General features: G+C 54.2%; 31 protein-coding genes. 14 read left to right on the plus strand and 17 right to left on the minus strand.

From position 1 onward, the window contains the following. The first annotated feature begins 237 nt into the window (after nucleotides 1-237). Together ACKVOS_RS13220 and ACKVOS_RS13225 are read left to right on the plus strand one after the other, a co-directional pair. Complete coding sequence (locus ACKVOS_RS13220; RefSeq protein WP_409212457.1) at nucleotides 238-729, plus strand: hypothetical protein; 492 nt, start codon at nucleotides 238-240, stop codon at nucleotides 727-729. 75 nt (nucleotides 730-804) lie between these two features. Beyond that, nucleotides 805-1236 carry a DUF1772 domain-containing protein gene (locus ACKVOS_RS13225; protein ID WP_409212458.1) on the plus strand — a complete coding sequence of 144 codons (432 nt, stop codon included), beginning with the start codon at nucleotides 805-807 and terminating at the stop codon, nucleotides 1234-1236. A 35-nt stretch (nucleotides 1237-1271) separates the two neighbouring features. Here ACKVOS_RS13225 and ACKVOS_RS13230 read toward each other — a convergent pair whose 3' ends face one another. Next, a complete protein-coding gene (locus tag ACKVOS_RS13230) occupies nucleotides 1272-2159 on the minus strand; it encodes a DMT family transporter (RefSeq protein ID WP_409212459.1) in 888 nt (295 codons plus the stop codon). Between the two features lie 168 nt (nucleotides 2160-2327). Here ACKVOS_RS13230 and ACKVOS_RS13235 point away from each other — a divergent pair, with 168 nt between their 5' ends. Next, nucleotides 2328-3881 carry an ATPase, T2SS/T4P/T4SS family gene (locus ACKVOS_RS13235; RefSeq protein WP_409212460.1) on the plus strand — a complete coding sequence of 518 codons (1554 nt, stop codon included), beginning with the start codon at nucleotides 2328-2330 and terminating at the stop codon, nucleotides 3879-3881. Here ACKVOS_RS13235 and ACKVOS_RS13240 read toward each other — a convergent pair. Beyond that, entirely contained in the window at nucleotides 3878-4093 is a 216-nt protein-coding gene (locus tag ACKVOS_RS13240; protein ID WP_409212461.1) for a hypothetical protein, read from the minus strand. The genes ACKVOS_RS13235 and ACKVOS_RS13240 overlap by 4 nt on opposite strands. A 47-nt stretch (nucleotides 4094-4140) precedes the next feature. Beyond that, nucleotides 4141-4968 (minus strand): carbon-nitrogen hydrolase family protein, encoded by an 828-nt coding sequence (locus ACKVOS_RS13245; RefSeq protein WP_409212462.1) that lies wholly within the window; start codon nucleotides 4966-4968, stop codon nucleotides 4141-4143. Nucleotides 4969-5181: 213 nt separating this feature from the next. Here ACKVOS_RS13245 and ACKVOS_RS13250 point away from each other — a divergent pair, with 213 nt between their 5' ends. The 5 genes from ACKVOS_RS13250 to ACKVOS_RS13270 all read left to right on the plus strand — a co-directional run bounded on the left by ACKVOS_RS13250 (nucleotide 5182) and on the right by ACKVOS_RS13270 (nucleotide 8949). Continuing rightward, a complete protein-coding gene (locus ACKVOS_RS13250) occupies nucleotides 5182-5439 on the plus strand; it encodes a hypothetical protein (protein WP_409212463.1) in 258 nt (85 codons plus the stop codon). Between the two features lie 125 nt (nucleotides 5440-5564). Continuing rightward, the gene (gene galE, locus ACKVOS_RS13255; RefSeq protein ID WP_409212464.1) at nucleotides 5565-6566 is read left to right on the plus strand and encodes a UDP-glucose 4-epimerase GalE; all 1002 of its coding nucleotides are present in this window, start codon (nucleotides 5565-5567) and stop codon (nucleotides 6564-6566) included. A gap of 49 nt (nucleotides 6567-6615) precedes the next feature. Further along, entirely contained in the window at nucleotides 6616-7182 is a 567-nt protein-coding gene (hslV, locus tag ACKVOS_RS13260; RefSeq protein WP_409212465.1) for an ATP-dependent protease subunit HslV, read from the plus strand. 21 nt (nucleotides 7183-7203) lie between these two features. Further along, on the plus strand, nucleotides 7204-8505 hold the full coding sequence (gene hslU / locus ACKVOS_RS13265; RefSeq protein ID WP_409212466.1) for an ATP-dependent protease ATPase subunit HslU: 1302 nt from the start codon (nucleotides 7204-7206) through the stop codon (nucleotides 8503-8505). 48 nt (nucleotides 8506-8553) lie between these two features. Next, on the plus strand, nucleotides 8554-8949 hold the full coding sequence (locus tag ACKVOS_RS13270; RefSeq protein WP_409212467.1) for a GFA family protein: 396 nt from the start codon (nucleotides 8554-8556) through the stop codon (nucleotides 8947-8949). A 39-nt stretch (nucleotides 8950-8988) separates the two neighbouring features. Here the strand turns inward: ACKVOS_RS13270 and ACKVOS_RS13275 are convergent, their stop codons facing one another. Together ACKVOS_RS13275 and ACKVOS_RS13280 are read right to left on the minus strand one after the other, a co-directional pair. Then, nucleotides 8989-11859 (minus strand): M16 family metallopeptidase, encoded by a 2871-nt coding sequence (locus tag ACKVOS_RS13275; RefSeq protein WP_409212468.1) that lies wholly within the window; start codon nucleotides 11857-11859, stop codon nucleotides 8989-8991. 69 nt (nucleotides 11860-11928) lie between these two features. Beyond that, nucleotides 11929-12687 carry a competence/damage-inducible protein A gene (locus ACKVOS_RS13280; protein WP_409212469.1) on the minus strand — a complete coding sequence of 253 codons (759 nt, stop codon included), beginning with the start codon at nucleotides 12685-12687 and terminating at the stop codon, nucleotides 11929-11931. A gap of 62 nt (nucleotides 12688-12749) precedes the next feature. Here ACKVOS_RS13280 and map point away from each other — a divergent pair, with 62 nt between their 5' ends. Then, nucleotides 12750-13577: a type I methionyl aminopeptidase gene (gene map, locus ACKVOS_RS13285; RefSeq protein ID WP_409212470.1), complete on the plus strand. Its 828-nt coding sequence runs from the start codon at nucleotides 12750-12752 to the stop codon at nucleotides 13575-13577. An 8-nt stretch (nucleotides 13578-13585) separates the two neighbouring features. Here the strand turns inward: map and ACKVOS_RS13290 are convergent, their stop codons facing one another. The 5 genes from ACKVOS_RS13290 to ACKVOS_RS13310 form a co-directional block, all read right to left on the minus strand. Next, nucleotides 13586-14089, minus strand: a complete 504-nt coding sequence (locus ACKVOS_RS13290) for an RES family NAD+ phosphorylase (protein WP_409212471.1) — start codon at nucleotides 14087-14089, stop codon at nucleotides 13586-13588. Further along, on the minus strand, nucleotides 14086-14523 hold the full coding sequence (locus ACKVOS_RS13295; protein WP_409212472.1) for an antitoxin Xre/MbcA/ParS toxin-binding domain-containing protein: 438 nt from the start codon (nucleotides 14521-14523) through the stop codon (nucleotides 14086-14088). The genes ACKVOS_RS13290 and ACKVOS_RS13295 overlap by 4 nt, the downstream gene beginning before the upstream one ends. Nucleotides 14524-14614: 91 nt before the next feature. Further along, nucleotides 14615-15553 carry an N-acetyl-gamma-glutamyl-phosphate reductase gene (gene argC / locus ACKVOS_RS13300; RefSeq protein WP_409212473.1) on the minus strand — a complete coding sequence of 313 codons (939 nt, stop codon included), beginning with the start codon at nucleotides 15551-15553 and terminating at the stop codon, nucleotides 14615-14617. Next, nucleotides 15550-16392, minus strand: coding sequence for an NlpC/P60 family protein (locus ACKVOS_RS13305; RefSeq protein WP_409212474.1), 843 nt, complete (start codon nucleotides 16390-16392; stop codon nucleotides 15550-15552). Before ACKVOS_RS13305 ends, argC begins: the two co-directional genes overlap by 4 nt. 176 nt (nucleotides 16393-16568) lie before the next feature. Continuing rightward, on the minus strand, nucleotides 16569-17957 hold the full coding sequence (locus ACKVOS_RS13310) for a leucyl aminopeptidase family protein (RefSeq protein ID WP_409212475.1): 1389 nt from the start codon (nucleotides 17955-17957) through the stop codon (nucleotides 16569-16571). Nucleotides 17958-18005: 48 nt separating this feature from the next. Here ACKVOS_RS13310 and ACKVOS_RS13315 point away from each other — a divergent pair, with 48 nt between their 5' ends. Next, entirely contained in the window at nucleotides 18006-18617 is a 612-nt protein-coding gene (locus ACKVOS_RS13315; RefSeq protein WP_409212476.1) for a hypothetical protein, read from the plus strand. 29 nt (nucleotides 18618-18646) lie between these two features. Here ACKVOS_RS13315 and ACKVOS_RS13320 read toward each other — a convergent pair whose 3' ends face one another. Beyond that, nucleotides 18647-20161, minus strand: coding sequence for a flavin-containing monooxygenase (locus ACKVOS_RS13320; protein ID WP_409212477.1), 1515 nt, complete (start codon nucleotides 20159-20161; stop codon nucleotides 18647-18649). Nucleotides 20162-20284: 123 nt separating this feature from the next. On the opposite strand from ACKVOS_RS13320, the gene ACKVOS_RS13325 reads away from it, so the two are divergent. The 3 genes from ACKVOS_RS13325 (at nucleotide 20285) to ACKVOS_RS13335 (ending at nucleotide 21207) form a co-directional block, all read left to right on the plus strand. Further along, nucleotides 20285-20590, plus strand: coding sequence for an alkylphosphonate utilization protein (locus tag ACKVOS_RS13325; protein ID WP_409212478.1), 306 nt, complete (start codon nucleotides 20285-20287; stop codon nucleotides 20588-20590). After that, nucleotides 20590-20982, plus strand: a complete 393-nt coding sequence (locus tag ACKVOS_RS13330) for a DoxX family protein (RefSeq protein WP_409212479.1) — start codon at nucleotides 20590-20592, stop codon at nucleotides 20980-20982. The genes ACKVOS_RS13325 and ACKVOS_RS13330 overlap by 1 nt, the downstream gene beginning before the upstream one ends. A gap of 78 nt (nucleotides 20983-21060) precedes the next feature. Then, nucleotides 21061-21207 (plus strand): hypothetical protein, encoded by a 147-nt coding sequence (locus ACKVOS_RS13335; protein WP_409212480.1) that lies wholly within the window; start codon nucleotides 21061-21063, stop codon nucleotides 21205-21207. Between the two features lie 51 nt (nucleotides 21208-21258). On the opposite strand, the gene ACKVOS_RS13340 is transcribed toward ACKVOS_RS13335, so the two are convergent. The 6 genes from ACKVOS_RS13340 to ACKVOS_RS13365 all read right to left on the minus strand — a co-directional run bounded on the left by ACKVOS_RS13340 (nucleotide 21259) and on the right by ACKVOS_RS13365 (nucleotide 24782). After that, complete coding sequence (locus ACKVOS_RS13340) at nucleotides 21259-21468, minus strand: cold-shock protein (RefSeq protein WP_160353422.1); 210 nt, start codon at nucleotides 21466-21468, stop codon at nucleotides 21259-21261. Between the two features lie 218 nt (nucleotides 21469-21686). Further along, nucleotides 21687-22067: a VOC family protein gene (locus tag ACKVOS_RS13345; protein WP_409212481.1), complete on the minus strand. Its 381-nt coding sequence runs from the start codon at nucleotides 22065-22067 to the stop codon at nucleotides 21687-21689. Between the two features lie 14 nt (nucleotides 22068-22081). Next, nucleotides 22082-22381 (minus strand): hypothetical protein, encoded by a 300-nt coding sequence (locus tag ACKVOS_RS13350; RefSeq protein ID WP_409212482.1) that lies wholly within the window; start codon nucleotides 22379-22381, stop codon nucleotides 22082-22084. Between the two features lie 18 nt (nucleotides 22382-22399). Further along, nucleotides 22400-22732, minus strand: a complete 333-nt coding sequence (locus ACKVOS_RS13355; RefSeq protein WP_409212483.1) for a DUF2834 domain-containing protein — start codon at nucleotides 22730-22732, stop codon at nucleotides 22400-22402. 153 nt (nucleotides 22733-22885) lie between these two features. Then, entirely contained in the window at nucleotides 22886-23590 is a 705-nt protein-coding gene (locus ACKVOS_RS13360) for a hypothetical protein (RefSeq protein ID WP_409212484.1), read from the minus strand. Between the two features lie 277 nt (nucleotides 23591-23867). Beyond that, a complete protein-coding gene (locus tag ACKVOS_RS13365) occupies nucleotides 23868-24782 on the minus strand; it encodes a hypothetical protein (protein ID WP_409212485.1) in 915 nt (304 codons plus the stop codon). A 291-nt stretch (nucleotides 24783-25073) separates the two neighbouring features. On the opposite strand from ACKVOS_RS13365, the gene ACKVOS_RS13370 reads away from it, so the two are divergent. Then, nucleotides 25074-25399 (plus strand): DUF6929 family protein (locus tag ACKVOS_RS13370; RefSeq protein ID WP_409212486.1); only part of this gene is annotated, 326 nt, incomplete at its 3' end.

The raw sequence follows: 25399 nt of genomic DNA on the forward strand, positions 1-25399 counted from the left end.
AGCCCGATCATGAGCACGCTGCGCAGCGACGCCGCGTTGGAAATCTATGCTTCGCAGGGCGCAACGCCTGAAAAGCTGACCATTGCCGGTGGCTTTGCCGAAGTGAATGAAAAAGGCCTGACGATCTTGGCCGAACGGGTCGTCGAGGCCGCCTAAGCCCAATGTTGGCCGGGTCTCCTTCTGGCACCGGCCATTGCCGCTGAAACACCTTCCAACTTCAAGGATCAGGTTGCGGAAGTGAGTGACCGTATCGAGCTCGGTTTCAAGCTCTGCGCACAACATATCTTACGCGACGGAATTTTATCCATTGCCCACAGCGACCAACTGGCAGAGCTTGGCGTGCGGATGGTCGAAAGCGTGTCGCAGGATGTTCGGGACAATTCGGCTCCTTTGTTTCCTGCCAATCCCCTTTTTGCGAAAATAGGTGACAGCGGCAGTTCTGTTTTCATTGTTACCGCGGTCGATTCAACAGCTTGCCGGGTCGTGGTGTCGGACACCGACGCCGCTCTTAATGCGCGGATCGACTTCGTCGACCGTCTGCGCGCCACGTCATCATGGGTCTATGACACGCGCAGATCGGGCACGGCCAGCGGCTATATGAAAGATGAGCTGGTTATCAAATCAGGCCATATGATCACGATCGTCAACGGACCACAATTGGTCCGTGATGAAGGCAGAGGCATTCAGGTGTTCGTAACTGTGGCGTTGATTCCCAAAGCCTCGCCCTGAAGGTCTGTGGCGAAAGGATTTTCGAATTTGCCTGGTGGTGCCGCTTATGCCACGATGAACATGGGGAGACGTCCGATGCTTTTAGGCCTTATTGCACTCACACTCGCAGCCACCTTTTTTGGCGCAGCGCTTTATATCAACGTTGCGGAACATCCTGCGCGGATGCTGCTGGATGATCGAAACGCACTTGCGCAATGGTCACCGAGCTACGCCCGCGCGTTTAACCTGCAAGGCGGGCTTGCGGTTTTAAGTGGCTTGGCCGGGCTTGCTTCGGCTTGGTTTACGGGCAACTGGCACTGGGCCGGTGGCGCCGTGCTCATGATCGCAAACTGGCCCTATACCCTGTTCGGCATCCTGCCGCTCAATAACCGGCTGAATGCCATCGATTTGGACAATGTGGGGCCGGAAACACGCGCAATGTTGGAGCGGTGGAATCGGTTGCACGGGGTCAGGACCATATTGTCCGGAATGGCCGTTATCGCATATCTGTGGGTCGCATTGGCTTAAAACCAGGACCTAGGCTTAATCAGCGCCATTTCTCTTTACCTGACGGCGGGTTTTTGGTGCCATAAAAATAACCCTGCACCAATGATGATCGCCGACCCCAATAATGACGTCAGATCGGGCCAGTCACCGAATAGCAGGATTCCCAGCGCCATCGCGATCAGTAATTGGATGTAGGTCATCGGCGCAATTTCGGCGGCCGATGCCCGAGTTGTACCCATAAAAATCAGCCAATGCGCAAAGCTTGCCGATACGGCAACGATGCAAGCCCGCGCTACAATCGTCCAGTCAGGCAAACCGACATGAAGCGGTGCAAATCCTGAAAAATGGCCAATCACCGCGGCACCGGCCACAAAGGGAACGGCGATGGATGCCACCAGGAATTGCATCAATAAGGGGGAGCCTTTCCCGGCAACCGCGCGGTTTCCCATCATCATCAGCGACATGCACAAGGCTGCGGCGAGCGGCATGAGCGCGACCCAACCCAAGGCCGCCACATTCGGCCGCAGGATGATCAGTACCCCCGCAAATGCGGCAAGCGATGCTATCCAAGTGGCTTTACCCGTGCGCTCCTTCAAGATCAGTGCGCTTAACAATGCGGTGATCATCGGCGTGGTAAATCCGATCGCCGTCGCTTCGGCCAAGGGCATCAGGAAGATCGACGAGAAGAACAGGATAGTCGCGGCGGCGACTGCTGCACCGCGCATCAATTGAATTGGCGGGTTCGGCAGTGCAAAACCTCGCCTTCCTTCCTTTACGAAAAGAAACACCCCAAGCCCCGCCGCACCGACCGAATAACGCAACGCGGCGACAGCCGTTCCGGGCCATGCTCCGGCGATTGATTTGATCACGGCATCACCGCATGACAACAGTGCAAAACCGCATAAGGCGAATAAGAGACCCGATCGGGCCGATTGATTATGCACTTAAAATTCCCTGAATCTGCCAAAGCCTTAAGGCTCGATGAGCCGGATAGATAGAGCGATGAATAGCTCTCTACACAGATGCTAAAATGATAGCATTACCGATTTATTCACCATTTGCCGGTAGCAACCATTTACGTTGCAACTAAACTAAATCGGAGCGGTAAAGCTGTGAGTGCATTTGGCAAGAAACCAGGCCTAACACCGGGACGTCCGTCTTTTGGCGTTGCGCGACCCATGACCGGCGGTGGTTCTTCGCCATCCAATCATACGCCGCAACCACCCGTCTCTCCCCAACCCGAGCCGCAACTACCCGAAGGTGGCGAGCAGTTTCCACCATTGCATTCGGTTGAGCTACCCGGTGGCGTGCCGACACCGCAAACACCCATGCAAGACGCCATGTCACGCCTGTCCGAGCGTGCGAGTTCGGTGGCCGCGGTTGATGAGGGCCCACAAGGCTTTGAAGCGTCGGTCCACAAGATCAAGGAGCAGGTGCTCCCCCGTCTTTTGGAACGCGTCGACCCTGAAGCGGCAGCTTCGCTGAACAAGGAAGAGCTGACCGAAGAATTCCGGCCCATCATTCTTGAAGTTTTGGCCGAACTCAAACTAACGCTTAACCGCCGCGAGCAATTTGCACTCGAAAAGGTGCTGGTGGACGAACTTCTCGGTTTTGGTCCGCTCGAAGAATTGCTCGGCGACCCCGAAATTTCCGATATCATGGTCAACGGCCCCCTGCAGACCTATATCGAAAAAAAGGGCAAGCTGCAGATCGCGCCCATCCAGTTCCGGGATGAAGAGCATCTGTTCCAGATTGCCCAGCGCATCGTGAACCAGGTCGGCCGCCGTGTCGACCAAACGACCCCGCTTGCCGATGCCCGTTTGAAAGACGGCAGCCGTGTGAACGTCATTGTGCCGCCGCTCTCGTTGCGCGGCACAGCTATCTCGATTCGTAAGTTTTCCGAAAAGCCGATCACCATCGATATGCTCAAGGGCTTCGGCTCCATGTCGGAACCGATGGCCACCGCGCTGAAAATCGCGGGTGCATCGCGGATGAACATCGTTATCTCGGGCGGTACGGGTTCCGGTAAAACGACGATGCTCAACGCCCTGTCGAAAATGATCGACCCGGGCGAGCGCGTGCTGACGATTGAAGACGCTGCAGAATTGCGCTTGCAGCAACCGCACTGGCTCCCTCTGGAAACCCGCCCGCCGAACCTTGAAGGCGAAGGCGCGATTACCATTGGTGATCTTGTAAAGAACGCCTTGCGTATGCGTCCTGACCGTATCATCCTAGGCGAAATTCGTGGCGCGGAGTGTTTCGACCTTCTCGCCGCTATGAACACCGGCCACGACGGTTCCATGTGTACGCTTCACGCCAACAATCCACGCGAGTGCCTTGGCCGTATGGAAAACATGATTTTGATGGGCGACATCAAGATCCCGAAAGAAGCCATTTCGCGCCAGATCGCCGAATCGGTCGATATGATCGTTCAGGTTAAGCGTCTGCGCGACGGCTCACGCCGTACCACCCAGATCACCGAAGTTATCGGTATGGAAGGCGACGTCATCGTGACGCAGGACCTGTTCAAGTTCGAATATCGCGATGAAGACGCCGACGGGAAGATCCACGGTGAGTGGGTCGCGGGTGGTGTTCGGCCCTATACCTTGGAAAAAGCGCGACAATTCGGCTTTGACCAGCCCTTTTTGGAAGCCTGCCTGGGTTAAACACCTTTTATTGCGAGTGCCGCCGAAATTACGGCGGAAAGCACCGCGAATACGGTGATCGCTGTCCACGGCATGAACCCTACCGCTTCGATATTTTTTCGCCTGCTGCGCCCGCGGTCGGCCAAGCTGCTAATGAGGACAATCACACCGGACAGCACTGAAAGGCTCGTCCATAGATGATTGCCCAAAAAGATTGATCCAAACGTTATCATGCGCGCCATGTGGTGCGCGATGGGGCGTTGGTCAAGGTATCAGCCCTCTAGCAAATTTCGACGGGCATCGTAATATCGCGCCGGTTATGTTGCGCGGGTATCTGGCTTCTTACTTCGGCGATACGCTTAAAGTCCAAATTGGCGTAACCAATGCTTTCCGTCTCGTTCATATCCAGAAGGACTTCGCCCCACGGATCGATAACCAGCGAATGGCCGAAAGTGCGTCTGCCATCTTCATGCGTACCGGATTGTGCCGCAGCAATCACAAAAGCCTGAGCTTCAATCGCCCGCGCCCTAAGCAGAGCGTGCCAATGTGCCTGGCCGGTGGGCACAGTGAATGCGGCGGGAACCGCCAAAACGTCAACGCCCGATTTTGCGTAGGCGCTATAGAGATCAGGAAATCGCAAGTCATAGCAGATGGACAGGCCCATCAGTCCCAATGGGCATTGCACTGCGACAGGCCCGGATCCTGCTAAATAAGCGGAAGATTCACGCCAACTTTCACCCGTTGAAAGGTCGACATCAAAAAGATGCATTTTATCATAACGTGCCCGAATGTGACCATTGGCATCGATGACAATTGACCGGTTTGCATATTTGCCTGACGCCTGATCCAAAATCGGCATTGACCCGATATGCACCCACATCCCGCATTTCCCGGCAACATCGGCCAGATATTTCAAACCTTCATTTTCTGATTCGGAAACTATGCTTTTGGCCGCTCTATTGCGGTCCTTATCCAGCATGAAAGACATTTCAGGCGCGAAATACATTTTCGCGCCAGCTTCGGAAGCTTGGTAAATAGCGGCGACCATTTTTACGATATTGTGTGTAGTTGTGGTGTCGCTGCACATCTGGTGAACCGCTATTCTCATTGCTTTTGCCTCATCCTGAATCTCTTTGATCGTTAGAATATGGTTAATATTCTATGCCTGCCCGCACATTGTTATACTGTATGAAAAATGCAACAGTCCGATAAATTGAGACATTTCTGCGGTATTTGGCCATTCAATGCTTGAAATGCCACATGGTTTGTGTCAGTGACCCTGCCGAGTGCAACGCACTTCGCAATAAAAAAGGAGCACAAAATGCGTTTCGGTAAGATTTCTCTCGCTGCAGTAGCAGCCGCTGCCCTCATCAGCGCGCCAGTAATGGCTGAATCACTTTCGCCTTCAGTAAAGGCGGTTGCTGCTTCCAAGGTTAAGCGCGCTGGCGCTTCCACCAAGGAAGAAAGCAAGCTCGGCGGTGGCAGTGGCGTTATCGTCGCTGTTCTGGCTGCTGTTGCTGTTATCGGCGGTATCGTTATCGCTGCTGGCAACGACGACGATGAGCCAACCAGCCCCTGAGTTGATCAGGTAGTGAATTTAGAAAAGGCGGCCGAAAGGTCGCCTTTTTTTTACCCGTTTTTCAGACAAATGAAATAATTGCTTGGCAAGCAAGCGTCCCATCGCCCCGACTGGAGAAATGATAAATGACTGATAAGCTAAATGTTCTCGTCACCGGCGGGGCGGGATATATTGGCAGTCATGCCGTTCTGGCGTTGTTGGATGCAGGTCATAGGCCGGTCGTAATAGACAATTTGGTTACCGGGTTCCGATGGGCCGTCGCCGAAGAAGCGCCTTTTTACGAAGGCGACATATCCGACGAAGCATTGGTGGCCGATATCTTCGCAAAGGAAGACATCAACGCCGTTATGCATTTTGCCGGTTCAATCATCGTGCCGGAATCGGTGGAAAATCCGCTCAAATATTACCACAATAATACCGCGAAGACCCGTTCCCTGATCGATTCGATCATAAAAGCTGGCATTCGGCACATGATCTTTTCATCCACCGCGGCAACTTACGGCATTCCCAAGGAAAGCCCGGTGCGCGAGGATATGCCCACGTTACCCATCAACCCTTATGGCACATCCAAATTGATGACCGAATTCATGTTGCGCGATGTCGCAGCTGTGCATGATTTCAATTACTGCGCCTTGCGTTACTTCAACGTCGCTGGTGCCGACCCCAAGGGACGTAGCGGGCAATCCACATTGGGGGCAACCCATCTGATCAAAATCGCCGTTGAAGCTGCACTTGGTAAACGGGACAGCGTCGGCGTCTATGGTACAGATTATGCTACAGACGACGGCACGGGTGTTCGTGATTACATACATGTCGCCGATCTTGCGGCAGCACATGTCATTGCATTGGAAGCACTCACCGCTGATCCTGCGACAAGCCACACGCTTAACTGCGGCTATGGCCATGGTTATTCGGTATTGCAGGTTCTCGATGCCGTGGACCGCGTGACAAATAACCAGCTTGTCCGCAAAATGGAAGGCCGGCGCGCCGGCGATCCGGATTCGTTGATTTCAGACAATCGCGGCATTATCGCCCGCTTTGGCTGGCAACCCAAATATGACGACCTGGACACAATTGTTCAGCACGCGTTGGCATGGGAGCGCCAGTTGGAGGACAGACGGGCTTAATCTGGCCCGGCGTCTTGCACTCACTCATCAGTGACACCATATCCGGCTGATGGATAATCACGCACATAACAACAGCAACATCTGGTACGGCACGACCATATTGTCGGTCCGCAAAAATGGCAAAGTCATCATCGCGGGCGATGGTCAAGTATCGATGGGACAGACGGTCATGAAGCCCAATGCCCGTAAAGTTCGTCAGTTGCATGATGGCTCCGTCATTGGTGGCTTCGCCGGAGCGACAGCCGATGCCTTTACGTTGTTCGAACGTCTGGAACGCAAACTCGAACAACATCGTGGGCAGTTAATGCGCGCGGCGGTCGATCTCGCCAAAGACTGGCGCACCGACAAATATCTCCGCAATCTGGAGGCGATGATGATAGTTGCCGACAAGGATGTGACACTGATCCTGACCGGCAATGGTGATGTTCTCGAACCCAATGATGGCATTGCCGCGATCGGGTCAGGTGGTAACTTTGCCCTTTCGGCCGCACGCGCACTTGTCGATTATGAGGCAGAGGCCGAAAAACTGGCGCGACACGCGATGAAAATTGCTGCGGAAATTTGTGTTTACACAAACGATCAGTTGACTGTCGAAGTTCTAGATTCGGCTTCTTAATATCTGCTTGGAATTCAAATAATGATCCAGAATTTAACTCCAAAAACCATTGTTGCTGCGCTTGATGAACATATCATCGGTCAAGTCGATGCCAAGAAAGCTGTCGCTGTCGCGTTACGTAACCGCTGGCGGCGACAAAGGCTTGGTGCAGACTTGCGTGATGAAGTGACGCCGAAAAATATCCTTATGATTGGCCCCACGGGTTGCGGTAAAACCGAAATCAGCAGGCGGCTCGCAAAATTGGCCGATGCACCCTTTATCAAAGTCGAAGCAACCAAATTTACCGAAGTCGGTTATGTCGGCCGCGATGTTGAGCAAATTGCCCGCGACTTGGCCGAAGAGGCTGTGCGCCTGGAAAAGGAGCGGCGGCGGGGCTCGGTGCGTGAAGCCGCCGAGGCGGCTGCCATGGAGCGTATGTTAAAGCCGCTGGCCGGTGAAACTGCCAGCGAAGCAACCCGCGAAGCATTTCGCCAGCGTATCCTTGACCGGCATATGGACGATGTGGAAATCGAAATCGAAGTGTCAGACAGCCCGACTATGCCAATGGAAATTCCCGGCATGGGCGGCAATGTTGGCATGATAAATCTCGGCGAAATGATGGGCAAAGCCTTTGGCCAGAACAATCTGAAGCGTCGCAAGATGAAGGTTCCCGACGCATGGGCAAAGCTTGTCGAAGAGGAATCGGAAAAGCGGCTTGACCAAGACGATGTCAACCGTGTGGCATTGGCCGATGCCGAAGCCAATGGCATCGTTTTCCTCGATGAAATAGACAAGATTGCGGTTTCTGACGTGCGCGGCGGATCAGTCAGCCGCGAAGGTGTGCAGCGCGATTTGCTGCCGTTGATCGAGGGCACAACGGTGGCGACCAAATATGGTCCGATGAAGACCGACCATGTTCTCTTCATCGCCTCGGGTGCTTTCCATGTTTCAAAACCGAGCGATATGCTTCCCGAATTGCAGGGGCGTTTGCCCATCCGGGTCGAACTGCGCGCATTGGAGCATGCAGATTTTGTCCGTATCCTTTCCGAAACCCGGGCTAATCTGCCACAACAATATGCAGCTTTGTTGGCCACCGAAGAAGTCCATCTGGATTTCACCGAGGACGCTATTGATGCAATTGCGCGTATTGCGATCGACGTGAACGCAACGGTCGAAAATATCGGAGCACGCCGGTTGCAAACGGTCATGGAAAAGCTTTTGGAAGAGATCAGTTTTGAAGCGGAGGATCGCAAAGGAGAAACTTTGACGATTGATGCCGATTATGTCAGCAAACAGCTATCCGGAATCGCCAAGGATACCGACCTCTCCAAATATGTTCTTTAAATGTTCTCATTTCTTTGCTAGGCTTCGAGCAATGTGAAGGAGAATGAAATGACCTATGAAGGCGGATGTCACTGCGGTGCAGCGCGGTATAAAGTTGGCGGCGTGCCTCAACATGTATCTGTATGCCATTGCACCGATTGCCGAAAATCCGCCGGCGCACCCTTTGTCAGTTGGGCCGCATTTTCTTCATCTGATTTTGAATCCAGTGGTGATATCAAATCCTTCCGCTCCTCCGAACACGCTGTTCGTCATTTCTGCAAGCAATGCGGCACAGGCCTCTTTTATGTGAATGAAGAAGCGTTGCCCGGTCTGGTAGATATCCAGACCTGCACATTAGACAATCCCGAAGCCCTCGCTCCGCTTTTGCAGGTGCAAGCGGTCGAGCAGTTGTCATGGACTATAGGGTTGGAAAGCCTTCCGAAATTCAACCGTTTTCCGGAATAGCCGCGTGGCGTTGTGGTCAGCAAAGCCAAGCCATGAGAGCTATCGCGAACCCGCCTGATTGTTGGCCCCGCTGGCTTTTGGTGCGACCACCAGCGTCCATGCCTTGTCTTTAACGAAATAGCGCTTGGCAAGCGTTTGCAGCAGGGTAGGCGTCACATTGGCATAGTCGCTGTATAGTCGCCCCAGCGCGGTAAAGCGCGCCGGGTCTTGTGTCGCGCCTTTCAGATTGTTCAACCAGAATGTATTCCCGGACGCGGCGCGTTCGACATATTGCTTCATCGGTTCGACGGCACGATTCAATTCATCGGTACTGACCGGGTTGACCGAAAGGTCGGCTGCAACCTCATCAGCAAAGCTGAAAAAACGATCGACATCAGTGGGTTTCACCTGTGTATAAGCCATCAAATAACCGCCGCTGGAAAAATCCTTGGGCCATTGCGATGTCATGTCAGGGCTATAGCTTGCCGCCTGCTCTGCCCGGAATTTTTCAAACAGCCGGTCCCGGAATATAGCCGCCAGAATTTCAAGCTGACGCCCCTCGGTAATGCCATCGATCCCCCCCCCAGTTGGCCAAGCTATGACAGCTGCAGCCTGGTCAGCCGATCCCTTGTGGGTCAAGCGAATGGGCATCGCGGACGACTTGGGAAAGCTTATCGACTGCGCGGTCGCAGGGGGCATGACGGCGTTGCGTGCTTTCATCGCGCCAAAACTTGCCTCAAGCGCTGTTACGGCTGCTTGCTTTTCAAAATCGCCAAATAAGAGCACTTCGACCGGCCCTTGCGAAAGCAACGGCGACCAATATGCTTTGAACGACGCTGCATCGATTTTGGCGACATCGGAAGGCGACGCCGCTTTCCAGCGCAGATCCTTGTTGCGGAGCAGATATTCGAGATCGCGCTGCAGTACCGACGTCGCAGACATTTCAAAGCTGTCATAGCCTGACGTTGCCAATGCCTTTGCACGCTCCACAGGTGCCGGGTCCCAGCCGGGATGCTCAATCTTTGTAGCGATTAACGTCAATTGATCGGCGAGATCATCGGGGCGTGTATTGGCGGCAAATTCAAACGCATCGTCCTCAATCTCAAAATTGAGTTCGATCCTTCGACCGTTGACCATTTGGTCAATTTCGGTGCGCTTTAACTTTCCGATGCCATTTTCGGGCAAGACATAACGACCAGCCCATAACAGCCCTCCTTTTTCCGGAGTGACCGATTGGTATCCTTTGCCAAACCTGACCATGACCCGGATTTGGCCACTTTCCGCTTGGTTCGGATAAAGCAGAGCACGAACACCGTTCGAAAGTTCAAGTCTGGTCATAGATTGCCGGGAAAAGGTTTCCTCCGACGAGACTTTGCCGGGCGGCCCAAGCTTTGGTAACGCGTCAAAACCGAGTGATGTACTGGCGAGCCTTGCACCTTTATTGGCTGCAACGACTTCGCTTAAGGCCGACAGCGTTCTTTTGTCGGCATCGACGACCGGCGTCGGCGAAGAAAGCATCAATCTGGTAGCATCAGCCTTGAACAGGGATTTAGTTGATGCATGCAGGCGTTCTGGAGTGAACTTGCCTTTCATACCCTCAAAGACTTGAACAATTGTTTTAGGCGCTGCCACGGTTTCACGAATGTCTACGGCGTTTACAATGTCATCCGCTTGCTTTGCCGCAGCTTCAAACGGATAGCTGTCAAGCATGGTCCGCAACGCGTTGCCAAACAGCGTGAGTTCGCGATCAATATCCGCGATCGATGGCGGCGTCGCATTGGCATCGGCAATAACCGACCTGACGTCTTTGGTCGCGGCTTCCCATTTGTCGCCGACCGGCGTAATGGAGACCAGCGTCGCGTCGGCAGTGCGCGAAATATCTTCTTGAGCCACTTCGGCGAACAGAAAATTTCCGCCTCCTCGTGCCTGAACTTCCAGCCGTCGATTGATAATTTGCAATGCCAAGGCATCGACCAGCAATTGCTCGTTATAGGCTATTGTATCATCAACTTTACGCCACGGGCGCAAATAGGCAATACTGACGGTTGACGGTAATGTTGATTCCACCAGCACTCGCGTAGGCGTACCTTGCGGGGTGGGATCACCAAATTCTGGCTCCGGCGCACGGGGTCCAGTACCTTGCCAATCATGGAAATATTTCTGGACAAGATTGGCAAGCTGGGACGGTTCGATGTCACCGGCCATAACGATTACTGCATTTTCTGGTCGATACCAACGGTCATGAAAGGCATTTAATGCCTCAGCGCTCGCCGCGTGTAGAGTTTCCGGTGTTCCTATCGTTGACCGGTTCGCAAGTCGCTGTCCTTGAAACGCATGTTGACGAAGGGCATCACTATAAATCAGCTGTGCACCGCTGTTTTCACGTAGTTCGGCAAGGACAATAGCACGCTCGGCGTTGAGGGCAGTCTCCGAGATACGCGGATTACGAATCATACCTGAAATGATCTTGACCGATTCATCGAGTGTAGTCGGCGTTGCGGAGGGTAAATCAAGCTTGTAAACCGTTTGCGTCGGAGTTGTTTGCGCGTTGCTGTCGCTGCCGAATGTAACGCCGAAACGCTGCCAGATGCGCTTGGCCTCGCCATCGGGTACGAAAGTCGAACCCCGAAACGACAAATGCTCGATCAGATGAGCGAAGCCCTGCTCCTCATTATTTTCGTGCAATGCACCGGCATCTATACGGACACGAATGGATACTTGTCCTGAAGGTACATCATTTTTTTTGACCGCGTAGCGCAACCCGTTAGGAAGAACGCCGAATGTCCAGCTCTCGTCGACCGGTACATCGCTGCCTTCATACAGCCACGGCACGCTTGCAGGCTTTTCGCCGGCCTGGCTGACAGGCGCTGCAGATTGAGCATACGCATTTGAAGACAGCAGCAGAGCCGCGAAAACGAAAGCTTTGGACATTATATGCATTACGGTCTCAATATCCTGAGTGACTGTTGACGCTAGATGAACGCGCCGACGAAACTGCGCTTAAATTCCACCGTCAACGCAGTCATAGCCCAGTCCGCGCAACCCTAATATCAAGGCTTCGACACATTCATTCAACATGTGTGCGTCGGTCGTGCGCACCACGAAATTGGCCCCGACCTTGCCTTCGCGAAAAAAAGGATAGCTGCCGATCTGGCACCCTTCATGATGTTTTTCGGTATCGCCAAGCAATTTGGCTACTTCGCTTTCTGCGACCCAACACCCGATTTGGTGCGACAATAATGGAGCGCCACCCTCTAATGTACCGGTCAGGGCGTCAAGCATACCCGCTGTTATATGCGGAACGCCGGCCATGATGAAGATATTCCCGTGCCGAATGCCTGGCGCGCCAGACATTTTATTGGGAATGAGCTCCGCACCATCGGGAACACGTGCCATTCGCAGCCGCCCGGGATTGATCCCTCCCCGCGTCTCGTAATATTTATGCAGCACCGCGCTTGCTTCTGGGTGGACAACAACCTCAACCCCCAACGCCGCTGCAATTGCATCGACGGTTATATCGTCATGCGTAGGACCAATGCCACCTGTCGTAAACAGATAGTCATTGCGCGCACGTAGCAGGTTCACCGCTTCGACAATCGCACCCATATCGTCTGCAACCACGCGCACTTCCTTGAGGCGGATGCCCTGAATATTCAGCCACAGCGCAATTTGCGCGACATTTTTGTCCTGTGTGCGGCCAGAAAGGATTTCGTCGCCGATGATTACGAGCGCGGCGGTATAGATGCGGGATTCTGTCATGCGACTGCGATAGCATAAATACCCCTCTCGCAAAGTGCGGAAAAACGCTCTATGTCGTTTGCATGGATCAATATGTAGAAGTTACACCCGCTGAAGCGGGCCTCTCGCGCGACGGGGTCATCAAATTGCACGGGGCCGAAGGCTTTGAAGGCATGCGAAAGGCTGGCCGCCTAGCGGCTGAGATCCTCGATGCACTGGTGCCGCATGTCGTGCCGGGCGTCCGTACAGAAGAACTCGACGATATTGTGCGCGAAATGACGATGCGTGGCGGCGGGGTTCCGGCGACCTTGGGGTATCGCGGCTATACGCATAGCTGCTGCATTTCGATCAACCATGTCATCTGCCACGGTATCCCGTCGGAAAAGAAGCTGAAGGATGGCGACATCGTCAATATCGACGTGACTCCGCAACTGGACGGTTGGCACGGCGACACCAGCCGAATGTTTCTGGTCGGCGATGTTCCGGTTAAAGCCAAGCGCCTGGTCGAAGTGACCTATGAATGTCTTATGCTGGGGATCGATCAAGCAAAACCGGGGAACCATGTGGGCGATATCGGTCATGCGATACAGGCCCATGCGGAAAAGCATCGCTACGGCGTGGTCCGCGACTTTTGCGGCCATGGCCTAGGCCAACTGTTTCACGACGCGCCCGAAATCGTGCATGTCGGTCGGCCGGGAACTGGCCCCCAATTGCGCCCGGGCATGATCTTTACGATCGAACCGATGATCAATATCGGCAAGGCGGCAGGCAAAGTTTTGGAAGACGGGTGGACGGCGGTTACCCGCGACCGGAGCCTGTCGGCGCAATTCGAACATAGCATCGGCATTACCGAAACCGGATGCGAGATTTTTACCGCCAGCCCAAAGGGTTTTGACAAGCCGCCTTATTGAGGCGCTTATTATTTATTCTGCAATCGACCTTCTGGATCATAAACCGTCACCTTGCAAGGCGGGGTGTCGCTCCAGTTCCACAGCACCAGATTAGTGGCGCCATCGTGGATGCCCGGAACATAACTGGGCACCAGTGCCCCGTTGAAACCTTCGGCCACCAAAAATTTGGCGATCCTTTGCGAAGGTGCGATTTTACCGCCGCGCTGAAAGACAAGCCATGCACAGGCCATGTCTATTTCGTCAATCGCAAGTGTCTGGTATGTTTGCCCATCGGTCAAGTTTGCCACTTTTTCGCACGCAATGTCATATTCACATAAGGTCAAGGGCAGCATCCGACGCGCGAAGCCCTGTGTGCATTCGGCCAAAGCAGTAATCGGTTCGAGCGAAAGATAGAGCGCCGCCTGCCCCCTTATATTGAAGCGGCCACCGGAAATGGCCGCGCCTGTTCCAGAGGTGGGATCAAATGACCATCGTGGATCATGCGCGCGATAGGCGCGGCCGTTAAAATTCAAGCAAAACCGCCTAAGGCCATATGGTCAAGATAATCGCGCACAGCCGCCGCGTCGCCCGATTTCACCAAAGATTCGGCGGTCCGACCGTCCAAAGCGGGAATGGGTTGCGCCCGATACCAAGCCATTGCTTGAGCATCGCTGCCCGCCCAATTTTTGATACGTGCGATGATTTCCAGCATTTCGGTCATCCTGCCTTGCGCCTTTGGCGCTTTCATGCGGTTGGTTTTAATGACGGTTGCCAATGGCAGTCCGACCGTTTCGGCCAGTTGCGCCTTGGACATGCGAAACAGGTCCGCAAGATAGGCGATGTCAACGTCACCGGATTTGGTAAAGCAGGCCCCAAGAAACCCGGCATCAGCAAAGGGGGCAAAGGTCGGCATTGCCCGAAACGTCGCAGGCATTTCGCGTAAAGTGGCAGAAGATGGCGTTTCCATATTATGTCCGTTATTTTGACCCTATAACGTCCATATAATAGGGCAATATTTTCCCGTCAACCCTCTTGTGCTTCATTCCGTCCCATGGTCGTCACAAGCGCAGCCCAGCAGTTTCGTCCAGCCCCGCCATGATATTCAAATTCTGCACTGCGGCCCCGCTGGCGCCCTTGCCCAGATTGTCCAGCATCGCCAACAAACGCACTTGCGTGTTGTCCGGCGACCCCAAAACGTAAAGATCAAGCCGATCGGACGGTTCCTGCGTATTCAGGATCAGGAGTTCGGACGGAGCAAGTTGGTCATGAACCGTGACCACAGGAGAAGCTGCATAATGTGCAGCCAATGCGTCCCGCATATCCTCCGGGCTGTCGCTTCCTGGCATGACCGAAATAGGCAATGGCACCTCGACCATCATCCCCCGAAAGGCGCGCACAACGGCAGGGGAAAATATCGGCGCAAGACCAAGGCCGGCATGGATCTGCATTTCGGGAACGTGCTTGTGGCTCAAGTCAAGTCCATAAGTACGGAAACCGATATCTGCCCCATCGCCGCTTTCGAACCGCTCGATTAAAGCTTTCCCGCCGCCTGAATATCCCGACACAGCGTTTACCGTATAAGGCCAGTCTTCCGGTATTAAATCAGCGGCGACCAGAGGCGCAACCAATCCCAGAAAACCGGTCGGATAACAGCCAGGATTACTCACAAACCGGGCGGCTGCAATTCGATCCCGCTGGCCTTTTCGATATTCCGGAAATCCATATGTCCAGTTCTGGTCCACCCGATGCGCAGTCGAGGCGTCGATTATCTGTGTTTTGGCAGAGTTTGTCATTGCAACAGCATCTTTTGCGGCGTCATCCGGAAGGCAGAGAATTACAAAGTCGGCATCGTTCAGCGCCTGACGTCTGGCCGCCACATTTTTACGCTGCTCATCGTCAAGCGTGATAAGCGAAAATTCGTCACGCCCTGCAAGGCGTTCGGCAATTTCCAGCCCCGTCGTGCCAGCCGCGCCATCGATGAATACCGAACTGGTCATAGTATAATGCGCTTGCGGGCAACAATTGCTTCTTCGGCTGCCCCAAATCTTGCTGCTGCTTGCGACAAAGGCTCCACACTAACCGCCATCGCTTTACCATTGGCGTGAATGATATTTTCGGAATCGGCCATAATGCCGACATGGCCCGGAAAAAACACCAGATCGCCGCGCATAAGCGAAGCACCTTCAGGCAAATCGTCGCCAAATTCAGCTTGCTGCATATCGGCGTCGCGCGGCGCCAAAACGCCTTTCAACCCGAAGACCAGTTGGATCAGACCGGAACAATCAATCGCATCGCCGCTTCGTCCGCCCCAACTATAGGGGGCGCCGATCAAGCGCTCCGCCAAATCGACCGGCGACGGCGTGACGCCGCCTATTTCAGATAGATGCACTTGCGGGACAAATCCATTTTCGCAGGCCAGATATGTGCCGCATTCGCTTGGAGCGCCGCAAGCCAATTGTGCACCCATCGGATACCGAGCCAGAACCGGAGCCTTGGCGATAGGCGCTGCAACCAGCAAAGTCGCGGCTGCGCTGACAATATGCGTGGCGTCAAAATCTTCGCCCAGCCCAGCGAAGCGCAAATAGCCTAGATAATTATCATGCAGGCAATATCCCCACGCCCATTCGCCAGCGACGTCAAGCACAGCAAATTCTTCGCCATGCATCAAGGCGCTTACGGGCATTGCGGTTGCATGCGGTTCAGCATGAATTACGGTGACAGGCGCGATGCCGGTACGTAACATGGGCACGGCATAATGCGGAGCGAACAATTTACCAGCCAGGCTGATATCCGCAAGGTCCCCCCTGATAGGCGTTGTCCGTCTATCACCCGTCAAGCTGTGCCCTGTTAGAGTGTATATTGGCCGGTCGCCTGTTGTTTTCGTGCCCAACTATCTTTTCCCCACTTGCGTCAATCCGGCCAAGGGCGGGTCTGTCACGCCGTAAAGTTCAAGCCGATCAATGATGTGTTTGACAACCTTCATCGGCCCGACGGTTCTTTTCACCTCCACCCTTAGCGGACCGGATAAGTGTCCGTCAAATAGCGAAACACTGCCCTCAACCCAAGTGCTTCACCACCTTTGGGCCGCCCGGGCTTGCTCACGGGTCGCCATGCATAGGTATCCAGATGCACCCAGGATATATCATCGGGCACAAATTTCTGCATAAATAAAGCAGCCGTAACCGCGCCCGCAAAACTGCCACCGCTATTCGCAGTATCCGCAATGTCACTGTCCAGCATTTCTGCATAAGGCGCCCATAAGGGCATCCGCCAAACGGGATCGCTTACCGCATTTGCCGCCGATAACAAGCCGGACGCCACGTCATCATGATTGCTGAACATCGCGGGCAAATCCGGACCTAATGCCGTCCGAGCCGCACCGGTCAGCGTTGCGAAATCGACAATCAGTGTCGCTTTGTCTTCAACAGCTTTCGTTAACGCGTCTGCAAGAACAAGTCTGCCTTCGGCATCTGTGTTGTCGATTTCGACAGTAATACCTTTCCGGCTTTTGACCACATCACCGGGACGCAGGGCATTACCTGATATGCTATTTTCCGCGGCTGCAATTAACAGATGCAAACGCACCGGCAGATGCGCTGCCATAATGAGTTCTGCAAGAGCCAAGGCATGGGCGGCGCCGCCCATATCCTTTTTCATGATACGCATGCCACTGGCGGACTTGATATCCAAACCGCCGCTGTCAAACGTAATGCCCTTGCCGACAATCGCCACACGCGGGTGTCGTTCGTCGCCCCATATTAGTTCGATAAGTCGCGGTGCATGGTCTCGCATTGCAGCTTTGCCGACTGCGTGAATTAAAGGATAGCCCGTTTCAAGCGCTTCACCGCCTACGACTGAGATTTCTGCCTTGTGGGAGTGGCCGATGCGCTTGGTCGCCGCCTCTAAGGCATTGGGGCCCATGTCCGCCGCGGGACAATTTACAAGATCGCGTACCAAAGATGTTGCTGCCGCTTGTAACACCACGCTGGCAATGCCCCCCGGCTCTTTCACCAGCAGGACGCGTGCGCCGGTAATCTTTGGCTCGCTCACATATTCCTGATAGCGATAATGCCCCAGCATCCAGCCTATCATGGCGTCACCGGCCTCGCCATCGACCAATCGGTAATTCCCTTCGGGCAAGGCTTCCGCAAGTTTTGATAATGACCATATGGTCAACTTCCCCGCGTCGGTTACTCCGGCCACGATAGACCATTCGCCGGGCCTATCGTCCGGCAAAATAGCCATATCGTTGAGAGCACCTTCGAATTTCTGGGCTTTAGTTGCGGTCCGCACGGCATCCGTCTGCTCCGAAAGCCACGTTTCGAAGCCGATTTTGTCAACTATTTGGATGGGTATTGCGGGTTGGCCGTTGTCAGGCTGAATCAATTCGTCATAACGCATAGATACCCCGATAGCGGCAAAGGGGTGCAAACGGGAGTTTTTTCAGGAATGTCACATATTTTTATGATTCTTGCGTTTGTCGCATCTTCTTTTACTCCCCTGTCCCATAGACAAAGTGAAGTGGTTCCTGTCACACTTCCTGAAGATGTGGCGGCAATCACATCGCCGTTTCTTGCTGCAATAAAGCGCGGTGATCAGGCAACAATCGAAAAACGCATGACCACTTCATTCGTCGATGACAGCCGCGCGCAATTTGACGATATGGCCGCATTGCTTAAAAAATCTCCACCGCTTACGCCTGCAATTTATATCCCCAAAGCCGGCACTTTTGGTCCGAATCAAAACGAAATCAGCGTCATATATGCGGCGCACAAAGGCACGAATTGGACAAGCGCGGAAATTCGATTGTACCGTCCCGACGGCGGTCCATTTGAGGTGGAATATTGGGATGTTAAATCCTCTACCGAACCGCCTGCGTTGATCGCACATGCCAACCAAATGAGAAGCTTCATGACTTGGTCGATGGGCGCGTTGGCCATTTTCGCCTTGCTGGGACTTTCGCTCCTGATTTGGATCGTAAAGAGACGGCCCCAAATCCTTGCCCCCAATGCGGTCCCTGAATCGCGGCAAGTTGCAGCGACCGTGAGAGATCCCGAATAGACCGGAAAGATCAAAGCACGCAGATTATTTTATTCCGCCGCCATCAACGTTTCGGCCACCCTTTCGCGCTCAACGACAGCGGGATTGGAAAATACCATGACGCCATCATCGACGGGGTCTTCGGACAATATCTTTTTTTCCGCCGTATAATCTTGCAACACGCGCCACGGATGGCGATCGCCATTTTTCGGTAATTTATCGAAGGACCGGGCGAAATAGCCCGAGCTAAAATCCGAAACAAAGGGCAATCTGGGCATATTCACATCATCCAGATGCGGCGTTGCCACTGTTACATTCTTGTCATCCATTTTCCAAAGCAACCGGCAAACATAATCTGCGACTATATCGGTTTTCAATGTCCACGACGCGTTGATATAGCCAAATACACTCGCAAGGTTCGGGATGTCGTTATACATCACGCCCTTATAATTGAAGTGATCCCCAAAATTGATCGGCACACCATCAATGCTCATCGCGGTTTTACCCATCGTGACGAGATTAAGGCCCGTGGCCGTTACGATAATGTCGGCATCAAGGTGATCACCAGACTTGAGCTGGATACCGGTCTTGGTAAAGCGGTCGATATGGTCCGTAACCACCCTCGCATTGCCGTTGGATATTGCCTTGAATATATCGCTATCTGGAACGAGGCAAAGCCGCTGTTCCCAAGGACCATATCTGGGCACAAAATGCTTTTCGACATCGACCGTTTCAGGCAATTCCTGACGCGCCATATCCACCAGTTTCGCACCCAACTTCGCCGGGTTGCGTCGGGCATACCAATATGTGAAACGCTGGTGATTGATGTTCTTCCACCGGGTGATGGCATAGGCAATTTTTTCCGGCAAAATTTTACGCAATCTATTGGCGAACGGATCGCGCGCGGGTCGTGACACCATATAGGTTGGTGATCGCTGGAGCATCGTTACATCCGCCGCCTTTTGCGCCATCACCGGTACAATCGTTACCGCTGTTGCACCTGAACCGATGACCACGACCTTTTTACCTGCATAGTCAAGATCTTCCGGCCAATGCTGGGGATGCACAATTTGCCCTTTAAAGTCATTTTCTCCGGGGAAGTCGGGTCGATATCCTTCATCATAATCATAATAGCCGGAGCACATAAACAAAAACCGGGCCGCAAAATGGCGATCCGCGCCACCTTTCACCGACCTTGCTGTCACATACCACCGCGCATCAGCACTGGACCAGTTTGCCGTCATCACACGATGACCAAAATGAATGTGGGGGTTAATATCGAACTCTGTCGCTGTTTCGTGAATATATTCGTGGATAGCCGGACCGTCCGCTATCGTTTTTTCGTGCAGCCACGGTTTGAAACGATATCCTAATGTATGCATGTCGGAATCGGAGCGAATACCCGGATACCGAAACAAGTCCCACGTTCCGCCCATGTCGGCGCGCTGCTCGACAATGGCATAGCTTTTGTTCGGGCATTGCATCGTCAAATGCGCCGCAGCACCAATTCCGGAGAGGCCCGCGCCTACGATCAATACATCTACAGTTGCTTCCACTTTTGCCATTTTGTTCTCTCCGGTCTTCTCCGTCAAAAATCTTACTGACATCGTTGCAAATTGCAACTGGCTTTCGCTTTCATGCTTTAGCCGCTACGAACGGCGTCAATAAAAATTGGATTGGAGCAGTTTATGAGCAACGACGACGATTATGTGTACGATGAAGCGTCGGGTGAATGGATCAGCGCCGAAGAGGCACGCAACAAGGATTCTGCAACCGATAGCAATGAAGTTCGCGACGCGGTTGGTAACATTTTGGTAGATGGGGACCAGGTTACGTTGATCAAAGACTTGGTCGTTAAAGGTGCAGGCCAGACACTGAAACGCGGAACCTTGATTAAATCGATACGGCTTACCGGTGACGCGCAAGAAATTGATTGCAAGTTTGACGGCATCAAAGGGCTGGTTCTCCGCGCCGAATTTGTTCGTAAAAGATAATGGCAAAAACTGTTTTGAGAATAATTCTGGCGATTTTTTATTTTGCCGCCGGGATTGCACATCTTAGATCTCCTGCCGGTTTTATCACCATTACGCCTGACTGGGTGCCTTTTCCTGAATTTGTGGTGTTGATGACGGGCATCGCCGAAATTGCCGGGGCTGTCGGCTTGTTCATTCCCCGATTCCGGAAGGCCGCAGGCGTCGGGTTGGCGCTTTATGCCGTTTGCGTCTGGCCCGCCAATTTCAACCACGCATTGAATGACATCATGATCGGTGGCGTTGATTTGGGATGGAGCTATCATGGCCCCCGATTGGCCTTTCAACCAGTATTGATCTGGCTCGCTTTGTGGGTCGGCGAAGTGATCGATTGGCCGTTTCGCAAACGCCATTGAAATCCGGCCGTCTTTGTCGCAGTATAATCATTAACCTATGGCTATTACGCTTTGGGTTTGCCTATCAAAGGGGTTTCAATGACCACCCGAGACGATACGAAAAATTCCGAACCGCCGCGACGCGAGGGCGAGCGTAGGAAGGACACCGACACCGACTATTCCGGGCCAGAGCGCCGTAAAGGCGAACGCCGCGTTGGTGAACGCCGGAAAGACACGCGGACATAAACAAAAAAGGGCCGCGTAACAGCGGCCCTTTTCAACTTGGAAGCCGACGGATTAGTCAGCTTGCGACAGGTTCACAGCCGAAGCCTTGCCATTACGGCCGATTTCGACTTCATAATTTACGCGCTGCTCTTTATCGAGCGAGTGCATACCTGCAGCCTGTACAGCTGAAATGTGGACGAAGCTGTCATCGCCGCCGCCATCGGGTGCGATAAAGCCATAGCCCTTGTCGGCATTGAAGAATTTTACGGTGCCAGTAGGCATATTGATGTTCCTTTCACGAAACAGGTGACCACACCGCAACAGCGCAGCGTGGGAAGCCAAGTCGTGGTAGGAAAACGTCTGCGCGCGCCAACTTCATTGCCAGACACGCGCCTCAAATTCCGTCGCGGTCGACGATAGCAAAGCCTATCATACCCGCTTTTCTATGAATTAGCAAACTACAACGACTTGAAGCCCGATAAAATCGTCAAACCGGCCACTCACTCCATCGGCATGGGTTGCCACAATTCGATCTTTCGCCCCTCCGGGTCCATGATATGGGCAAATCGGCCATTGGCTTCGTCAGGGAAAGTCTTGACCGGCGTCACCCCATGTTCGGCGCAGCGCGCCAGCATCGCGTCGAGATCATCAACCATCAGGTTGAACATGAATTCCTTGTCCGATGGCGCAAAATAATCGGTGTCGGCTTTGAAGGGCGAGAACACCGTCGCCGCCCCGGGGTGCGCCGCCGCCGCATCGGGTGTAAAGATGATCCCCCACGGCTCCACTTTGATCCCCAGGACATCCGAATACCATGCGTTTGTCGCCGCCGGATCAACAGATTTGAAAAACAGGCCGCCAAGGCCGAGGATTTTCGCCATAAAGAACCGTCCTTTTATTCCCAGCCCAAACGCCTTCTGTTTGCCGTGACGCTCCGCGAATAATGCGCGATGCTGCCGCTCATGATCTGTTCGGGGCTGTGGCCGAGTTTTCCGGTCACAATATCCGCGCCCAATGCCATATTTGCGGACAGCTTTTCGGAGACCATGCGCTCCGCCTCTTTCAAGGCCGAGGGGCCGCCAAAGGCCAGAGCGCCCATCCGCATGGCGATGACCATATTGGATTCGGCGGCAAGCGCCCATGCGTCCATGCCAACGCTGAACCAGCTCGGCGGGTAGTTTTTAGGGTTACTCATAAACAGCTTTTCCAATCTTCAGCGGGCGGTATGCCTCAATTGCCGTGTCCGGAGCAATAGATATAAGGCAAAGCCTACCGCCACACCGGGAACCATTCCCAATAATATGCACCAAAGCCCATGGCGCACTCCATATATACGTCGTTCGTAAAGAATCCATGCGGTCAATATCACCCAGCAGGACAGCACATCCGCCGAATAGCCGCTGGAGTAAGGATTAACAAAGCCGGCCGCCAAAGCGCCAACGATATCAGGGTCCGCAATTAACGGCGGAATGCACCAATAAACGAACAAAGCGGTAAACACAGATGCCGCCGCGATGATGATAGTCACGAATACCCGTTCGTTCATAAATACCCCCGATTTCGCGCTTAAAGATACAAAAGATGCGCAAACCGAAATGGGGAATGTATCCATCATAGCATTAAGTCAACGAATCCGAAGAACAAGGCGAGCCTCATTACGCCATAGGAACATAAGGCGGGGTTTGTAGGAAAGTGCTTTTTAAATAAGCGCGCGCAGCCGGGCGATCTCTTGCCGTAATGCCGTATTTTCGGCGATCAGATCGGCCATTTTGGGGGCGGGTCTTGCGAGTTTTGGGCGTGGTGAAAAAAGCTTGAGCAGGTCGGAAACCCGGCTTCGCATCCAATAGCCCAGAACATCGACAACGCCGTTTTTCCGGTACACCGTGACCGAGCGCGCACGCGGCAACGGCGTGGGCGGGCAAGAGGGTATGGGATCTGCGACCGGATGGCTTTGCACAATCACAGGCGTATCGGCGGTCGGCCGCGGTATTTTGGCCGCAGAACGGGGCTTGCGAACTGCGGCTTTTGGGAGGGGTGCTGCTTTTGCTCTCGGCTTTGCGACCCGGGGCTTGCGTGCGACCGCTTTGGTTGAAGCTGCTTTTTTGGTTTTCGCATTGGGCTTGGCAGCGGGCTCCGCTTTCGCAGCAGGCGAAGCCGAATTGCGCACCACAGGCGAAGCCGACACCGCCCGCAACGCCACCGGAATGATCAGGGCCGCCGCAGGATCGGGCGAAGGAGAGCGCCGTTCGGGCATAATATCAGGAGGAAAAATCGGGGGAATCGCAGGTACGGCGCGGACGAAGAAGGCGGGATTGCTGTCCTGGCCTTTCCAGTCGGCATGCCGACCTTTGCCCGAATGTTTCTGCGCCTTTTTGCGTGCAATCTCGACACTGCGATTATCCATCTAACGACCTTCCCCCAGACGTAGTGGCTGACACGAAACTATAGGCATAGATATAGTTGGCAAGCGGAGATGAAGCCAAAATGGACTGGATTTGGGCGGGCGCGTTGGGGACAGTCTCGGTCGGGACAGTCCCCGTAGAATTCTCGCGGGCGGCGGCGTTGGGGACAGTCCCGGTTGGGACAGTCCCCGTAGAATTCATGCGGGGACTGTCCCCCTGGGGACTGTCCCCAACCCAAGGCCAGGCCCAAAGTTGACACTAAATTGACAGCTAAAACGCCTATTTATAGCGACGGCGCGGCTGCTCCTGCGCGCTGCCGGGGTCGAGATAAAAGCACATATCGGAAAATTCCGCATCGCTCAGCTTTTCCTTGGCATTGCACTTTTCGGACGCCGCCTTGCCGCGGGCATATCGCGCCGCCATCAATTGCGCCTCGGTCTTTTCGGCCCGCATTTCGGTGAGATATTGCGGCAGCCTGCCATCCATGATGTCGGCAATTTCCAGCTCGTTAGATAATGTTTCGGCCCCCAATAAAGTTTCCGCAGGCGCGGGCAATTGCGGCTCCATTTCGCGCAGGCAGGCATCGATGGTGACCGGGACCGTGACGGACCCACCCGCATTACCAACCGCGCCGGCACCCGCGCTGGCACCCGCGCTGGCACCCGCAGCGGCCGCATTGCCATAGCGATCGGGAATCAAATGCTTCAAAAGAAAGGTGAGCATCCGGTTGTCGGGCACATATTTGGTTGCAATCACCTCGCCAAATTCGTTGAAAACATTTTCCTCGCGGCCTTCAATCGCGCGGTCAAAGGCGATATCTTCGAGCAGCGCGCCCGCATGCAGCCGCGCCGCATCCCATGCCCGCGAAAAAGCAGAACCATCGCCCGAACGTTTCAGTTCATAAGCCGCCTGCCGCGACAGGCCCACCGCCTTTGCCGCAAGCGCGACGCGCCCGGTATCGGCCAGCACCTCGATAAATCGCCGCTGCTTCTCCTCCGTCCAGCCATCAGAGCGCGGGCGACGGCGCACGGGGACCCAACGATATTCTGCGGGGTCGTAATCAATGGGTGTGGAGGCTTCATCCTCGTCGATAGACGCAAGCGCCTCGGCAGGGGGAGGAGGAGCGGTGTCGGCGGTGGTGGCAGCGACGTTAGTAGCGGCGGTGTCGGATGATGAGGTTTTTGTGGTTGTCATTTGACGATATTTATCACCTATATGGTTATTTGTCAAATCTGTTGATGGCTTGCTCTATCATTGGTCCTCAGGGACACCGGAGGCCCCGCACCCTTTGCCAAAGCCGACCGGTCACGATTTTTGCAGGCACTTGATGAAGCGTTGATGCGGTCGGGGTGAAGGTCTGATTAGGGAGATGTCCCAGGAATTTAGGGGACGCGGTGAAAGGCACGCGCTGCGTGGTGGCGGGTGATTCTATTTGATTTTGTGGGGGTGGGATTGTGCTAAGCACGCCACATGCACCTGACTCACATGCGAGAACTGACGGTCGACACGCCGCAGCCTTCCGGCCATGCCTTTTTCTCGGCGGCAAGCGGGATGGTCGTGTGCGGCTCCATGCTGTATGTTGTTGCCGATGATGCGCATTGCCTTGCCGTGTTTGACCTGGACGGAATGGAGCCGGGACAGCTGATCCCCCTGATCGAAGGCGATTTGCCCCGCGATGCGAAGCAACGCAAAAAAATGAAGCCCGATTTTGAAATCCTGCTGGCGCTTCCCGATCCAAAGCTGCCCGACGGACGGGCCATCCGCCTGCTGGCGCTCGGCTCCGGATCGAAGGCGCGCCGGATGCGCGGCGC

It is taken from the genome of Sphingorhabdus sp., assembly GCF_046154385.1.
GTDB lineage: Bacteria > Pseudomonadota > Alphaproteobacteria > Sphingomonadales > Sphingomonadaceae > Sphingorhabdus_B.

What these genes read in the sequence shown, in the direction of transcription:
- ACKVOS_RS13280 (WP_409212469.1), bottom strand. Translation starts at nt 12,687, where the DNA reads ATGACAGAATCCCGCATCTATACCGCCGCGCTCGTAATCATCGGCGAC.
- ACKVOS_RS13360 (WP_409212484.1), bottom strand. Translation starts at nt 23,590, where the DNA reads ATGGATAATCGCAGTGTCGAGATTGCACGCAAAAAGGCGCAGAAACAT.
- ACKVOS_RS13350 (WP_409212482.1), bottom strand. Translation starts at nt 22,381, where the DNA reads ATGAGTAACCCTAAAAACTACCCGCCGAGCTGGTTCAGCGTTGGCATG.
- ACKVOS_RS13320 (WP_409212477.1), bottom strand. Translation starts at nt 20,161, where the DNA reads ATGGCAAAAGTGGAAGCAACTGTAGATGTATTGATCGTAGGCGCGGGC.
- ACKVOS_RS13330 (WP_409212479.1), top strand. Translation starts at nt 20,590, where the DNA reads ATGGCAAAAACTGTTTTGAGAATAATTCTGGCGATTTTTTATTTTGCC.
- hslV (WP_409212465.1), top strand. Translation starts at nt 6,616, where the DNA reads ATGGATAATCACGCACATAACAACAGCAACATCTGGTACGGCACGACC.
- ACKVOS_RS13365 (WP_409212485.1), bottom strand. Translation starts at nt 24,782, where the DNA reads ATGACAACCACAAAAACCTCATCATCCGACACCGCCGCTACTAACGTC.
- ACKVOS_RS13245 (WP_409212462.1), bottom strand. Translation starts at nt 4,968, where the DNA reads ATGAGAATAGCGGTTCACCAGATGTGCAGCGACACCACAACTACACAC.
- ACKVOS_RS13325 (WP_409212478.1), top strand. Translation starts at nt 20,285, where the DNA reads ATGAGCAACGACGACGATTATGTGTACGATGAAGCGTCGGGTGAATGG.
- ACKVOS_RS13225 (WP_409212458.1), top strand. Translation starts at nt 805, where the DNA reads ATGCTTTTAGGCCTTATTGCACTCACACTCGCAGCCACCTTTTTTGGC.
- ACKVOS_RS13275 (WP_409212468.1), bottom strand. Translation starts at nt 11,859, where the DNA reads ATGTCCAAAGCTTTCGTTTTCGCGGCTCTGCTGCTGTCTTCAAATGCG.
- ACKVOS_RS13335 (WP_409212480.1), top strand. Translation starts at nt 21,061, where the DNA reads ATGACCACCCGAGACGATACGAAAAATTCCGAACCGCCGCGACGCGAG.
- ACKVOS_RS13240 (WP_409212461.1), bottom strand. Translation starts at nt 4,093, where the DNA reads ATGATAACGTTTGGATCAATCTTTTTGGGCAATCATCTATGGACGAGC.
- ACKVOS_RS13315 (WP_409212476.1), top strand. Translation starts at nt 18,006, where the DNA reads ATGTCACATATTTTTATGATTCTTGCGTTTGTCGCATCTTCTTTTACT.
- ACKVOS_RS13340 (WP_160353422.1), bottom strand. Translation starts at nt 21,468, where the DNA reads ATGCCTACTGGCACCGTAAAATTCTTCAATGCCGACAAGGGCTATGGC.
- ACKVOS_RS13250 (WP_409212463.1), top strand. Translation starts at nt 5,182, where the DNA reads ATGCGTTTCGGTAAGATTTCTCTCGCTGCAGTAGCAGCCGCTGCCCTC.
- galE (WP_409212464.1), top strand. Translation starts at nt 5,565, where the DNA reads ATGACTGATAAGCTAAATGTTCTCGTCACCGGCGGGGCGGGATATATT.
- ACKVOS_RS13310 (WP_409212475.1), bottom strand. Translation starts at nt 17,957, where the DNA reads ATGCGTTATGACGAATTGATTCAGCCTGACAACGGCCAACCCGCAATA.
- argC (WP_409212473.1), bottom strand. Translation starts at nt 15,553, where the DNA reads ATGACCAGTTCGGTATTCATCGATGGCGCGGCTGGCACGACGGGGCTG.
- ACKVOS_RS13270 (WP_409212467.1), top strand. Translation starts at nt 8,554, where the DNA reads ATGACCTATGAAGGCGGATGTCACTGCGGTGCAGCGCGGTATAAAGTT.
- ACKVOS_RS13295 (WP_409212472.1), bottom strand. Translation starts at nt 14,523, where the DNA reads ATGGAAACGCCATCTTCTGCCACTTTACGCGAAATGCCTGCGACGTTT.
- ACKVOS_RS13355 (WP_409212483.1), bottom strand. Translation starts at nt 22,732, where the DNA reads ATGAACGAACGGGTATTCGTGACTATCATCATCGCGGCGGCATCTGTG.
- map (WP_409212470.1), top strand. Translation starts at nt 12,750, where the DNA reads ATGGATCAATATGTAGAAGTTACACCCGCTGAAGCGGGCCTCTCGCGC.
- hslU (WP_409212466.1), top strand. Translation starts at nt 7,204, where the DNA reads ATGATCCAGAATTTAACTCCAAAAACCATTGTTGCTGCGCTTGATGAA.
- ACKVOS_RS13345 (WP_409212481.1), bottom strand. Translation starts at nt 22,067, where the DNA reads ATGGCGAAAATCCTCGGCCTTGGCGGCCTGTTTTTCAAATCTGTTGAT.